At 67.9% G+C, this 13,980-nt stretch carries 7 protein-coding genes; all 7 read right to left on the bottom strand.

Annotated features, from left to right (window positions below; genetic code table 11):
* Positions 1–5: 5 nt before the first annotated feature.
* The 7 genes from HNQ70_RS07800 to HNQ70_RS07770 all read right to left on the bottom strand — a co-directional run bounded on the left by HNQ70_RS07800 (position 6) and on the right by HNQ70_RS07770 (position 13,979).
* Positions 6–8,171: an LPD5 domain-containing protein gene (locus tag HNQ70_RS07800; RefSeq protein ID WP_183966028.1), complete on the bottom strand. Its 8,166-nt coding sequence runs from the start codon at positions 8,169–8,171 to the stop codon at positions 6–8.
* An 819-nt stretch (positions 8,172–8,990) separates the two neighbouring features.
* Positions 8,991–10,040, bottom strand: coding sequence for a hypothetical protein (locus HNQ70_RS07795; protein WP_183966026.1), 1,050 nt, complete (start codon positions 10,038–10,040; stop codon positions 8,991–8,993).
* Complete coding sequence (locus HNQ70_RS07790; RefSeq protein ID WP_183966024.1) at positions 10,037–10,789, bottom strand: hypothetical protein; 753 nt, start codon at positions 10,787–10,789, stop codon at positions 10,037–10,039. Before HNQ70_RS07790 ends, HNQ70_RS07795 begins: the two co-directional genes overlap by 4 nt.
* Before the next feature lie 11 nt (positions 10,790–10,800).
* Complete coding sequence (locus tag HNQ70_RS07785; RefSeq protein ID WP_183966022.1) at positions 10,801–11,433, bottom strand: hypothetical protein; 633 nt, start codon at positions 11,431–11,433, stop codon at positions 10,801–10,803.
* Between the two features lies 1 nt (position 11,434).
* Positions 11,435–11,881: a GNAT family N-acetyltransferase gene (locus tag HNQ70_RS07780; RefSeq protein ID WP_183966020.1), complete on the bottom strand. Its 447-nt coding sequence runs from the start codon at positions 11,879–11,881 to the stop codon at positions 11,435–11,437.
* A complete protein-coding gene (locus tag HNQ70_RS07775) occupies positions 11,881–13,269 on the bottom strand; it encodes a hypothetical protein (protein WP_183966018.1) in 1,389 nt (462 codons plus the stop codon). The genes HNQ70_RS07780 and HNQ70_RS07775 overlap by 1 nt, the downstream gene beginning before the upstream one ends.
* 2 nt (positions 13,270–13,271) lie before the next feature.
* Entirely contained in the window at positions 13,272–13,979 is a 708-nt protein-coding gene (locus HNQ70_RS07770) for a phage adaptor protein (RefSeq protein ID WP_183966016.1), read from the bottom strand.
* Position 13,980 lies beyond the last annotated feature (1 nt).

Here is a 13,980-nt window from a genome sequence, read left to right as displayed (position 1 = left end):
ATTTGTCACTCGTCCTCGCGGACGCGCTCGATCTTCTCGCGCGCCTTCTCGCGGGTCTGCTCCATCATGCGGTCCGACACCGCGCCACGCTGGTACAGGCGGGCCATGCTGCGCACCTCGGCCGCGATGGAGTTGATGACGGCCGCCTCCTGCGCGCGCTTGCGCTGCGCCTCCAGCTCCAGGTCCACCGGCCGCGCCTTGATGCCCAGGGTCTGCATGGCCGCGAACTTGGGCTGCACCGGCTGGCCGGACCGGTCCACGCCGGTGAACTCACCAAAACCCGGCACGGTGATCACCGTGTCCATCGCGTTGGCCGCGGCGTCGGCAATGCGCTGCGAGTGGTAGCCTCCGGGGGCCACCGCCGGCAGCATGAACCCGGCCATCCATTTGGCGCGCTTCTCGGCCGCCTCCAGGCCGGTGTCGTTCTTGTCCGTCACCTCGCGGCCCATGAACATTTCCTTGTTGGCGATCATGGCGCTGAAGGCCGACAGTACCGGGTGGTTCGGCATCAGCGGCGCCGGCAGGGGCAGGCCGCCGGCCTGGTTCACCATGTCGAACATGTCGCCGCCCGGCACCACACGCGAAGCGTCCAAGAACACCGGGTTGCCGGTCACGCTGTCGGTGCCCAGGCGGATGGTCTTGGGGTTGGCCAGCAGGCCCATGCCCTGGCTGCGCTCCGGCAGCGCCTCGCGCTCTTCCTTCTCCAGCTCGCGGCCCTTGGCGATCTTCTCCAGCCAGTTGTCGTCCTCGTCGCCCGCGGCCAGCGCATAGGCCACCAGGTTGATGCCGTGCAGCGCAGCGGCCGGGGCCATGAAGCGCCACGGGTACACCATGGCCGTGTGCAGCAGCGCCGGCGCCGCCTTGTAGGTCCAGCTGAAGAACGGGATGGCGTAGTCCCGCACCTTGCGCGCCCCGCTCGGCAGGTCGTCGTAGGTGAAGATGTAGCGCAGCGCGTAGTCCGTCGCGTCCTCAGGGCTCATGCCCTGCTGGCGCGCATCGCGGTAGATCAGGTACTTGAAGAACGAGTCCTCGAACTCGTAGGCATCGCGCAGCGGCCGGCGCAGCCAGAACGTCAGCGCGTTCATCACCTGCTTGCCCGCCTTGCGCGCCCGGCCCTCGTCCAGCTCCATCAGCTTCTGCAGCTCGGGCGGCATGGCCTGGACCATTTCCTCCTTCGTGAAGCTGCCCGTGAACAGCCCCACCTTGCGGGCCTCGTCCACCATGGCGGCATCGGTGGCCAGGTCGCGCACCGCGGCCACGTACTTGTGGCCATCCCAGTACGACACGCCGGCGAAGTGCGCCATGCTCACGTTGGCCATCACGTTGTTGAAGTGAGCCACTGGGTTCAGCGCAGTCTTGCCCTCCTTCCACAGGCCCAGGGCCTCGCGGTACAGCTGCAGCGTGTCGTTGGCCGCTTCCTCGAACTGGGTCAGGTGGCTCATCACGTCGCGGCGCACCCACAGGCCCGCCAGGTTGCCGTAGCGCTTAACGCCGCCGGTGTCGGGGATCTCGGTGGTCGGCACCTGCACCCAGCCATCGGAACCCGAACGGCGCACCCACTCAGGGTTGTTGGCGATGTTGTTGAACAGCCGGCCCAGGGCGATGTCGCGCTGCATGGCGGTGTAGCCCTGCACGAAGCGGTAGAGCGCGTCCCGGTTCTCGCCCATCTGCGCCCGCTCGCTGGGCGTCCAGTCGCGCCACACCGTCACCTGGTCGCGCGCCACCTGCGGCGCGTTCGGGTCCTTCAGCTCCAGCTTGCCCTGCACCAGCTTCCAGTGCGGGTCGCGCACCTCGTAGCCCATGGCCAGCCACTGGTCCACCGCGTCCACGCTCACGTCCTGGAACAGGCCCCGGCCCTTGAGCGAGCCCCCGCCGATGCCCTGCATGGTCGGCGTGCCGGTCTTGAACAGGCGCTTGATGAGCGGATCGTCCTGCAGCTCGGTCTCACGGTTGTAGATGCGCGGCAGGTAGCGGCCGCGCCACCGGTCGGCGCTGTCGGCGCTCAACATGCCCAGTGCCACCAGCTCGTCGGTCTGCTGGTCCATGGTGCGGGTGATCGCGTCGGCCACGCGCACCGCGTGCTCGGGTGGCACCACGCCAGGCGCGATCATCTTTTCCACGATGTCCGACACCATGGCCCGGTCGGCCTCGGGCATGGCGCTCATTTCCTTGGCCACGTCCACGGCCGCGCGCTTGGCTTCCTCGATGGTCGCCTTCATCTGGCGCAGCTGGCGGCGCAGCTCGGGCGATGCCATGCGCATGCCGAACCGCTCCTGCAGCGGCCGGGTCACGGCGTCCAGCTTGTGCAGCGCCACCTCCCCCAGGCGGAACTTGAAGCGGCCCAGGGCGTCCCGGTTGGCGTTGGGCTGCTGGCTGCCGTATTCCGGGCCATCCTCGGCCACGCGCCGCGTGGTGGCCTGCTGCGCATCCTCGCGCAGGTAGGCGAATTCCGGGCTGGTGTCGGGGCTCACGCGGGTGCGGCGGCTCTCCGGGAACGGCTGGCCACCACCGATCTTGCCCTCGCTGCGCAAGCTCCTGACTCGGCCATCGTCGTGCACAAAGATGCCGTCCACCACCAAGCCGTTCATGCGGGAAAGCGCCAGCACATTGCGGCCGACTGCAAAAACCTGCGAGCCCCGCACCTTCAGCGAAGCCTTCAGCACGTGCTTCTTCAGGGCTTCGGGGTTACCCACCGCAAGGTTCGACGGAATGGTGCTGATGGTCTTCACGTTGTACTGGTTGTCGGTGTGGATCAGCGTCACAGCGTCCCAGTCCACCTGCAGGCGCTTGGCCATGGCCATCACATCGTCCGGGCCGCTGATCTTCACGTCCTCCCATTCCTGCGCGCGATAAGGGGCCGGCTGGCCAAAGTCCTTCTTCAGGGTTTCGCTGCGGCCCTTGCCGTCGATGGTCGAATACTCGTTCGTGTCGATCACCACGTGCGACTTGAACTGCAGCGCGGGCATCAGCATCGCAAACTGCTGGGTGATGGATCGGTCCGCCATGCTCGGGGCCGCGATTCCACTGGGGTGGTTGTGCAGCATGTAGAACCCGGTGGCGCCACGGTTGCGGGCGGTAGCTGACAGGTCGCGCAGGTAGCCTTCCAGGTCGTTGCCCATGATGGCCTGAGCGGATGCAGGCAGTCGGCTGGTCAGGCCCACCTGTGAAACCACCTTGCCCGCGTCGTTCACGAACACGACACGGAAGGTCTCGAATCGGGGGTCGCGGTACACCTGGGCCAGGATGGCCAGGTCCTCGGCGCTCTCTACTTTTTGTCCGACGAGGCTGACTCGCTGGCGGGCAGCGTAATCACGCGACAGGGCAAGGCCAAGTACGGTTTCGGTGGATCGTAGGTCGTCCACGGCGGCAACGGCCTCCCGCTGGGCAGCTTCTCCACGCGGGCCTGCCTGGCTTCGGTCAGGTCCGTTATCAAGGAAGAGTTGGAGCTGTCGGTCATCGGTGTAGGGGCGCCGGGGTGCCTCTGCATTGTAGGAGGCATCGGGCTCGTACAGCATCACGCCCCGGTCGGTTTCCTTGGTCTCGATGGTGCCGAACAGGTTGTCGAAGGCCTCTGCAATGGGCGCCACTTCCTCGGGCAGCAGGTACGGGTAGCGCTCGCGGCTGCGCGGGAATTCGTCCACCGGCCGCACGTTGGCCAGGTAGTCGTTCTGGTAGCCCTTCTCCATCATCTTGGTGATGACGTAGTTCTCGAACGCGCGGGCGCCGCGCTCGATGATGCGGGACCAGTAGCCGTCCGGCGCCTTGTCCAGCGATGCCGCGCGCTGGACCATGGGCGACTGATCCAGCGCCTCCACCAGCTCGGCAAACGCGCGCTCCACCTCGGGGCGCACACCGTTGGGGTGGCGCGGGTCCACCTGCCAGTTGTCGGGGTCGTAATACGCCGACTTCGGGTTCTGCTCGTGGTAGCGCTGCAGCTTCGCCTTGGTGATCGGCGTGCTGCGCTGGGTCTTGTGGATGTACAGCGGCTCGGGCCGGTAGGTGATGTAGTTGTTGGTGCGATAGGCCTGCTGCGCATTGACGCCGCGCTGCATCGGCACCTCGCCGCCACGCTGGCGGGCAAAGTAGTTGTCCAGCGCGTGGAACCATTCGTGCGCCAGCGACCCGGCGCCCTTGGTCTTGGTCAGGTTGATGACCAGATTGCCGGGCTCGAAATGCGCCGCCGCCTTGCCGCTGCCGCGCGCGCCGAACGCCAGACCCATCGAGCCATTGAGCGAAATGGCCTTGGGCGGGATGCCAACGATCTCGGCCAGGTCCAGCAAAGCGTCGTAGGCCTGGTTGAGCATGCCCTGGCGCTCCTTGGCATTGGCGCCCTGCCCCACCCAGTTGCCGAACTCCACGCCACGGAAGCCGAAGGTCTCGCTGAACTGCTCAGGCGTCACATCCTGCCCGCCACGTCGATCGGCGCCGGTGCGCGGCCGGTTGACCTCGCCGCGCACGTCCGTCTTCTTGACGTTGTCGCTCTCCTTCACTGCCTCCCATGCGGCCACCAGGTCGTCGTAGCTGTCCTTGATGTAGGCGCGGGCCTGCTTGGCATCCGCGAAGGTCTGGAGCTTGCGGTATTCCTTGTCGCCCTTCTTGTTGATGAACACCTCGCCGGTCTTCGTGTTCTGGCGAATCTCGAACTGCATCTTCTTCGCCTCGGCCTCGCCGGCCAGCAGCTCGTCCACGCGGTCGATCGCCGTCACAATGTTTGAAGCGGGGATGTTGTGGGTCTTGCCGTCGATCTGCACCCGCGTGAGCGGTGTGGGCACGCGCTTGCCGTCGTCCTCCATGCGGTAGGCGTCTGGGAAGGCCTCCACCTCCCCGATGCGACTCCACTGCGTCCGGTCAATCGCACCCAGCAGCTCTACCTTGTCGGCAAAGGCGTTCAGCGATGGGTTCTGGCGCAGCCGGGCCATGAAGTCCGGCGGGGTGATGTCGCCATCCACGATCATCCGGGCCAGCTCGCGCACGGTCTTGACCTTCTCCACCCAGCGTTTGACCTTGTAGGCCACGCGTGGCTTGGCCGGCACTTCAGCGCGGGCGGCAAACGCGACCGCCGCGGCGAACTTGTCCTCGATGCCGTCCACCTCGGCCGCCGGCCAAATCTGGCTGAAGGGCTTGGTGGCAATGTCCTCGTCGGTCAGGTCTGCGGACAGGGACGGCGCGCGGTCCTTGCGCGCACCGCCCAGCTTCTCGCCGAAGTCCTCGATGGGCTTTGCCGGTGCGCTCGGGCGCGCATCCGCGGGCGGGGCTGAGCGACTTTCGTTTGCCGGGATTTCAGGCCCGGAATCTTTCGCGTCCCCGGGCTCTGCTGGCGCGCTGAAGATGTCGCCCTGGCCGGTCAGGTTGGCCATCGGGTCCTGGCCCAGCTCGAACGTGTCGGCCGCGGCCTCGCTGCGCCGGGCAATCTCGGCGCGCTGTTGGCGCTCGCGCTCGTCCTGCTCTGCTTTGGCCTCGGCGGCCTTGCGCTCGGCCTCGGCCTGCTCCAGTCGCTCCAGTCGCTGGGTGACTTCCTCGGGGGTGGGCGCGGTCAGCAGGGGCTCGGGTGCGGCCTCTTGCTGCACAGTCTCTTGCTGCTCGCCCTGCAGGTAGGCCAGCAATGCCTTGCTCACCCGGTTGGATGTAAAGGCGCCCTGCGCGGGCTTGATGTCCAGGCGCTGCAGGATTTGGTACTCGAAAGCCTCGGCGGGGGTTTTGCCCACCACGGCGGTGCGGTTCTGCACCGCCTGCTCGGCCTGCTCCATCGTCTTGTTCAGGATGTCCAGCAGGCGGCTGGCTGACTGCTCGCTGGCCAGCATGCGCTCCATGCGCTCAATGGCTGCGATTTCCTGATTCAGCGCCTCAATGTTCTTCTGGCGCCGGCTTTCGTTGATGGCCGAAACCGATTTGGAATCCTGCCGGGATGGTCCGTCACCGCGCAGCTCTACCTGCGTCCGGTTCTGTTTGTAAGTGCGGCTGGCCCAGTCGTCGCGGGCTGCTTCCGCTTCGCGCTTGGCATCGGCCAGCACTGCGCTCAGAGCGGCCGGATCGCGCCTCGGTGTGAATGCAGGGGTCTGGTTGGCTGTCTGTTCTTGCTCGCCGCCGAACAGTGCGGTCATCCAGTCCTGGCCGTCGTTCAGCCCTTCGGCTTCGGCGGGTCGGCCTGCTTCAGCTTCTGCAGGTGCTGCTGGTCCTGCGGGCTCAGGGGCTTGCCGTCCAGCATCTTGCCCAGCAGGCTGCCGCCCTGCGGGGTCTTCCAGAGTTTCTTGGCTTGCTCGTTCATCTTGCGGGCCCAGTTGGTTGATGATGTCGGCGCGGCCTGCGCGGGGCACTTCCCCGAACATGTCTTCGCCCGGCTTGTTGGCCTCAGTGTAAGCAAAGTCGGCCGCGCGGCTCAGGGCCTCCACCACCGGCTTGACGCTGCGCGGGTTGCGCGCAAACAGCTCCAGCACCGCGCCCACATCTGGGTCGGCGGCCATGTCCAGCTGGCGCGCCGCCAGCGACAGGGCCTTGCCCTCGCGCCGCGCGTTCACCGCAATCTCGGCGGCCTGCGTCACCACGCCGCGGATGTCCAGCGCGCCAGCACCTTCCAGGCGTGCCATCTTCGGCGCGACCTGCGCCAGGGCGGACAGCACGTTGCGCGCTTCGGGGTCTTGGGCCTGCGCGTACAGGCGCACCAGCTGGTCGTTGCCGTAGGCCTTGGCGAACACGGCCGCATTGATGCGGTCCACCGCCTGCTTGGTCGGCTGGCCGTTGGTGTCGATCAGTCCGCCCTGCTCGGCCTGCGGCATCGCGCGCACGAACTGGCGCACCGCCTCGGGCGTGATGCTGCCGTCCTCGGCAAATTGCAGGGCGTCCAGGTTGACCCGCTGGGCGTCGTTGTTGGCCTGCTCCACCGCCGACAGGTTCAGGTTGCCGACGGTGTTGGACACGTCGCCAATGTCGGCCGTCACCTGGTCGGCGGGCATCACGCGCACCAGCACCGGCGCGCGCATGCCGCGGATCACGCCCGGGCTCACGCCGTGCAGCGTGTCGTTCGCCAGCTCCTGCAGGTAGCCGGGCGTCGTGCCCTTGCGGTAGGCCAGCTGCAGGCCGGCGATGCGGCCATTGCCGGCAATTGCGCGGATGCGCTGCACCGCCTGGTTGCCGTAGTCGGCGTTGGGCGTGCCATCGGCTTGGTTGGAAGGCAACACGTCGGCCGCCTCCACCACCGCGTACTGCACCGGGATGCGCCGGCCGTCGCTGGCCACGGCCACATCCTGGCGGCCCAGCTGCTCGGGCGCCACCTGGCCACCGGCCACCACCGGGGCGCCGTTGGCGAAGTCGCGCGAAAAACCCAGGCGGCCGTAGTCGGGTTGGGCCGCAATGCTCTGCATCTGCGCGATGCTCGATGGCGTGGCCCGGTTGCGGTTCTGCAGGATGGGCTGCTTGGTACCCTCATCCGTGAGGGCACCATCCACCTGTTCAATTTCCGGCGATTTCTGTACAGGTCCCGGCGGCGTGTTCAATTCCGGCGTGTTTTTCGACACGTCGGGCGCGGGCTCGGTGCGGACCTGGCGCACAAACCGGCCATCGGCCTGCGGCGTCCACGTGGCCACCGTCACGCTGCCGTCCTTGTTTTCGGTGCGCACCTCCTTCGGCGTCAGGTCGGGCACCAGGTCATCGAACGTCAGCCTAGCGGCTTCCACGTCAGGGGCGGCAGGTTCTGCGGGTACTCCAGCGGGCGCGGCTGCATCGACTGCTGCTGGCGCTGGCGCTTGAGTTGCCGGGGCTTCGGCTTGGGCTCGTGGGGCGGGCGGTAGGTTCGGGACATTCTGGGTCTGCTCGATGGCCTGAAGGATGCGGCTCACCACCTCGGCCTCGGGCGCCGGCTGCGGCGCCGGGGCGGGCTGGGGGGCGGGCGCGGGTGCCGGCGGCGCGGTGCGGCCAAACACCCGGGCCACTGCGTCCTGATAATCGGCAGGCTGCGGGGTGGGCGGCTCAGCCTGCCGGGCCAGTCGGCCAGCCACCGCATTGGCGCCACCCATGACGCCGGTTTGCGTGATCGTGGCCAGCAGGGTCTGGTACATGGCCCCCGGGCGCTCGGCAATGTAGTCGCCCCAGGTTTTGTCTGGGTTCGCCACGGCGGTGTCGATGGCGTCCTGCACCAGCGTGGCCAGCTGCTCGCCGGGCACCTCGCGCGCCAGCATGCCGGTCAGGAACTGGCCGGCACCGGCACGGCCGAACTGCCGCACCAGAAAGCCCATGGGCAGCTTCTCGGTGACGTACTCGGTCGCGGCCGATCCCGCGGCGCCAGCCAGGGCGGCCAGCGGGTCGGCGCCACGCTGGCGGAACTTGCCGTATTCCTCGGGCACCATCGGCGCCACCATGCCGCCCAGCGCGATGTTGGGGTTGCGTGTGGCCACGGCCGCCGCGATCGCGGGCAGCTGGCGCACTGTGCTGGACAGGCCCCCATAGATGCCCCGGGCGGTCTCGCTCTCGAACTCGGGCGTGTTCACCGCGCGCATCAGCTCGGCCTGCGCGGCCTCGCGCTTGGCCTTGTCCAGCAGGTACTCGGACCCGCTGATGTCGCCGGCCATCTGGTTGATGCCGGCGCGCGCCGCCTTGCCGCCGGCCACCAGGTCCGACAGCAGTCCGCCGGCCACACTGCCCACGCTGGGCTTGGGGCCGACGATCGGGCCGATGCTGCCGTACTGCGCCTCACGCGCCTGCTGCGTGGCCACCTGGTCATCAATGGACCGGCGCACAGCGCTGGCGCGCGCGAAGTCGAACGGCGCGGGCTCGGGCGGCAGGCGATCGAACACAGAGCCCGTCGGCTCGGGCGGATTCACGGTGTCCGCGAGCTGGCGGACCTTGGCCCCCACGTTGAGCGGGGTGACGATGTTGCCGAACAGGGCGCGAACGCCGCCTGCCACCCGCTCGGTGAGGCTGGGCCCCTGGGGAATCAGGTCATCGAATTCGATGCTGCTGTTGTTGCTGGGAATCAGGTCATCGAATTCGACGCTCATTTACAACCCCGATGGATCAACTCCGTTCTGTCGCAGCCGCTCGATCACTTTGTCGCGCGGTGCCCCTTTGGCGATCGCGTCCCGGGCCTTCGCCAGGGCGGCGCTCGTCGCTTGCGGGTCGATTTTTGGTCCGCCCGCAGCGGGCGCCGGACTTTTGTTGCCGCCAGGGCGGCCCGCGGCCTCCCACTGCGCGAAGGCTGTGGCGGTCGGGCGCCGGTTGTTGGCCGACACCCAGCCGTAGAAATTCGACAGCGCGGCCTGGTCCGTCTGGGTCTCCAGCTCGCCGGTGATCGGGTTGCGCACGGGGCGGCCCTTCTCGTCCAGCGCCGGGATCTGCAGCGTGCGCAGGATCGTGGACGACAGCGCGCCCTCCGAGCCCTCGGCGCCGGTACCGGGCAGCGCGCCGGTGGTGCGCAGTCGCTCGGCCTTTTGGCGCTCGATGTCGGCCTCGGCGCTGTACTTGCCGGCCGAAGCGTTGGACGCATTCGCCGCGCCACGGTCGCGCGCCACCTTCGCGCCGGACTCGGCGGCAAACAGCTTGCGCAGCACCTCATCGAACACCACGCCTTCGCCCGTGGCCTGGTCCATGGCGCCACCGGTGTCGCCCACCGCCTTGAACGGCATGTAGCTCTCGCCCGGCTTGGCCAGCGTGTTCAGGCGGTTCATCAGGTCCAGGTCGCCCACGTTGGCCAGCGCCTGGTCGCGGATGCCCTGCGTCTGGATTGCCGTGCCAGCGTTGGCAAAGCGTTCCATGTTGCCGTCGCCCGTGGCCTGGAACAGCCGGAAGGCCTGCTGCAGGTACTCGGGCAGGCCGGGGTCGATCGGCGCCTGTCGTGCCTGATTGGTCAGGTCCAGGCCCACGGCCTCGGCGCCGTACTTGTTGCCGGCCATGTTGCGGTGGTAGATGTCGGCCTGCTTGCCCTCTGTCTCCAGCTGCGCCTTCTGCCGCACCGCCTCACCCTGCAGCAGCGCACCCAGGCCCCCCGCAATGGAGCGGCCCGCCATCGCCCAGCCCTCGGCCGGATCGCGGATCAGTGTCGTCGTGCTCACTTGAATGCCTTTGCAAAGCTGTTGAAGCCATCACGCGCGGCGCCGCCCAAGTTCCACAGCCCGCCCGTGCCCATGCCGGCCTCTTGGGCCGCGAGCATGGCCGACTGCTGGCCGCCGGCGCCGTACTTGAGGCCGGCGCCCGATGCGCTCAGGCTGCCCGAACCACTGGACAGGCCAGCGCTGCCCACGCCCTGCAGCAGCGAGCCCAGGAACATCTGCCCGGGGTCGGCCTGACCGGCCGCGTTGATGGCGATCTGGTCGGCGCCGTACTGCCCGCGCGAGAAATTCGCCAGCCGGTCCACATCCATGCCAGCGTCCATCAGACGGATGCCCTCGTTCATGCGCAGGCGCGAGGCGCTGGTGGTCTTGCCCAGCAGGCGGGCCAGCTGCTCGGCCGCCTTCATCGTCTCCAGGTCGCTCTTGGCCTTGGCCGCCTGGTAGTCGCCCGACACGTTGCCCTGCGTCGTCTGCTGTTGCGCGCGGATCGCCTGGCTCTCGCTCACCGGGGCAATCAGCTCCTGCGTGATCTGGTCGGCGATCTGCTCCTGCTCGGCTGCGCGCTTGGGGGTCTCGTAGTTCTCGGCCGTGTCCATGGCCTTTTTCTCGGCCTCCATCTGCAGCTTGCGCTGGCGCTCCAGGCTCTGGCGCGTGGCCGCCTCCTGGGCCTTCTGGGCGTTGCGCGCAGCGTCGTACTGGATGGCGGCCCCGCCGATCGTGGCCACCAGGGCGGCTATGCTGAATGGGTCCATGACTTACCTCCTTACCGGCTCACCGTGCCGCCGTAGGTCTTGGACGGGCTCGACACCCCGTACCACTGCTGCTGATTCGGGTTCGCGTTGGCCGCGCTGCGCCCCGCGTTCGCCTGGTTCATCAGGTAGGCCTGCCCCAGGTCGTTGAACAGGCCACCCACCGTGGCACCGGCCCGCGCGCTGCTCGCGTTGGCGTTGTTCACCTTCAGGCTGTTGAGCGCCTGCGATGCCGCCGTGCCCGTGTCGATGCCCGACTGCGCCAGGCTGATCAGGTTCGCCCGGGCCTGCTCGTCGGCGGTGCGCAGGTCGGCGGAAGCCTGGTCGGCGATGCCGCCGGCGCGCATCAGACCCTCGTTGGTGCGCCGGTTGATGTCGGCCACGCTGTCCACCTGCGCCGATCCACCCAGCAGACCGGCACGGGCCAGCCCGAATCGGTTGGTGCGCTCAGCCTCGGTGGCCTGGCGGTCCACCTCCATCTTGTTCAGGTCATAGACCGCGCCGCGCTGATCCGCGTACAGCGCATCGCGCCCGCTGCCGTTGAACGTCGCATTGATCGCGTCCGTGGCCGCCTTGATCTGCGCCTGACGTTCCGCCTCTTGCTGCTGTGCGGCTGCTGCGCCGCCATCACCACCACCACCGCCCATTTCAGGCCCCTTCCATCAAAAACGTGGCCCCGCAATTGCGGAAGCCCAAGCGCTCGTACAGCCCGACGGCCAGATCGCACCCCGAGATCACCCCGGGGCGAATCTGCTTGGCCCCAGCCATGCGCGCCCAGCGCACAAAGGTCTTGACGAGCCGCGCCGCCAGCATCCCGCCGCGGTGATCCGGGTGGATGAACAGGCCCAGCTCGTTGGCCACCAGGTCATTGCCGAACCAGCTCTGCGTCACCTTGCCCAGAATCCCGCCGACCACTTCACCGTTTGTATCCTCGGCCACCAGCACCAGCTGACTTTTGTCCATCAGGTCGCTGACCGTTTCCTTCACGCGGTCGATGTCGTAATCCATCGGCGCAAAGGTCGATTCCTCGTGCATGAGCCGGCCCAGCACACAGATGGCGGGCAGGTCTTCCACGGTGGCCAGGCGCAGCTTCATCACATGGGCCCCAGCACGTCGTAGTAGAGGGTCACAGAATCCAGCCGGAACGGCTTGTCGTCGAAGTTGCGGAACTTCAGCGAGAACTCGGTGCCGCAGCACTCCACCGGCACCATGCCGGCCGGGCGGGTGTTGCCCCGCAGGCTCACCGGGTCGGTGAAGGCGGTCGCGTCGCGCACATCGAAGCCGACCGAGAACTCGCAGCGCCCCTCGATCACCACGTCGGCCCCGTACAGGCGCTTGAGCTGCCCGGGCGTCTTCAGGTCCATGTAGGGCAGCTGCAGGACCACCTCGAACGCCTGCCCCTGGTCGGCATTCACCTCGGGGTCCAGCTTGTAGACCTGATCGCCGGAACGGATGTAGAGCGTCTGCCCCAGCTCGGCGAAGGCATCCACCGTGCCGGGCAGCTCGTAGCGCGACCACGCGGCGATCTTGGCCGTGCGCGAGATCGAGTAAACGAAAATCTCGGCGCCCATCGCGCAGATGTACTGCCCGGTGCCGTAAAAGTAGAACGCCTTGGGCGAGATCCCGCCGGCCAGCGTCAGCGGGCGCACCAGCGAGTCGATCGGCGAGCCCACGTCCACGTCGGCCAGGTTCGAGGTGAGCTGCAGCGTCGTGATCGAGCGAAAGCCGTAATCGCTCAGGAAGTACAGGTCGCCGGCCACCGACGCCACGCTGCGCGGGAAGGACGTGCCCACGTTCTCCACGATGTCCAGCAGGCGCATCGCGGCCGGGTCCGGGTCCGCCTGCCACACTTGGGCGCCGTCCTTCGACAGCACCACCAGATTGCCCTGGTAGAGCCCCAGCGCGTTGGCGGCGCGGTCGCCGCGGCTGTTCAGGCCCGTGGGCAGGAACCCGGCATCGTTGGCCGCCGACCAGTCGCGCGGGTCGCCGGTCTTGCTGTAGCGCACCGTGTCGCCGGCCACGGCGAACAGCTTGGACGCCGCCTTGACCACGCCGGCGCTGTCCGGGCAGTTCGTGTCCGCAATGTGGGTCGTTGGGCTGCCGTCCAGGTAGTGGTGCTCGGTGATGCCACCGTCGTACTGCACCGCCGCATACAGGTAGCCGTTGAACACGTCCACATAGGGCACGTCGATCACCGCGCGCGAGTCCCCCGAGAACGTCACCCGGTTCGCCTGGAACAGGGTGTTGGCGTGCGCGATGGTGCCCTGCGAGTAAAAGGTGTGCAGCTTGCCGAAGGCCGCGAACAGGCCCTTGGTGCCCGGCTCCAGGTTCTGCACCAGCGTCAGCCCTGGGCGCTTCCGGGTGGCCAGGCCGGTCGTCACGTAGGCGTTCTTCATCTCGCGCAGGCGGTTCGCGTCCGAAACGCTCGCGCCCTTGCGCAAGTCGATGCCCAGATCAAAACGGTCGAAGGTGATCTGCGCCACGGTCAGCTCCGCAGGGTGTAGCCGCCGTTGGCCGTGCGCACCACCTGAGATTCACCGGGCCGCGCATCGCCTGCGGCGAAGAACCGCCGGTTCTCCTTCTGCTTGCTCTTGGCCTTCGCCAGCATGTTCTGGAAGCTCGTGGCCGAAGCCTGGGCGTCCGGGTGGCGGTAGTGGGCCTTGGCATTGGCCAGCGCGTACAGGAACACCAGGCGGTCGGGCACGCTGGGCCGGTCGCCGGCCTGCTCGAATCGGCTCTTGCCTGCGATGTACTCGATGACCAGCTCATAGGCCTGGTCCGGCACTGGCCACAGCTCAATCTGCCCGTTCAGCGTGTCGTATTTCTCCGGCTGACCGCGCAGTGACTCGAAGGCCCGGTCGTACTCGGTGACGCCCTGACGCAGCGGATCGCGGATCGTGTCCGAGGCCTTGACCCAAACCGATAGGACATTCCCGGGGTCGATGTCCTCGGCCTCGGCGTCGTTGTGCCAGTCGTACAGGTAGGCGCCGGCTTCAAGGGCGATCGTCGCCTTCTTGCGCAGGACGGGCGGCTCCAGCTCGCCGTACACGTAGTCGTGCGCCTCCTGCAAAAAGCTCTTGATCGTGGCCTCGTTGCCCTGGGCCGCAGAGCCTTGCGTCATGAAGCCCAGCCGCGCCCGCAGCTCGGTCATCAGCTCGCCCAGTGTCCGGTGGCGTTCGCTCAGTCCGTTCATG

This window comes from Quisquiliibacterium transsilvanicum (assembly GCF_014202215.1).
GTDB lineage: Bacteria > Pseudomonadota > Gammaproteobacteria > Burkholderiales > Burkholderiaceae_E > Quisquiliibacterium > Quisquiliibacterium transsilvanicum.
Note: the sequence above shows the minus strand (reverse complement) of the source record. Positions and strands in the feature narration are given on the sequence as shown.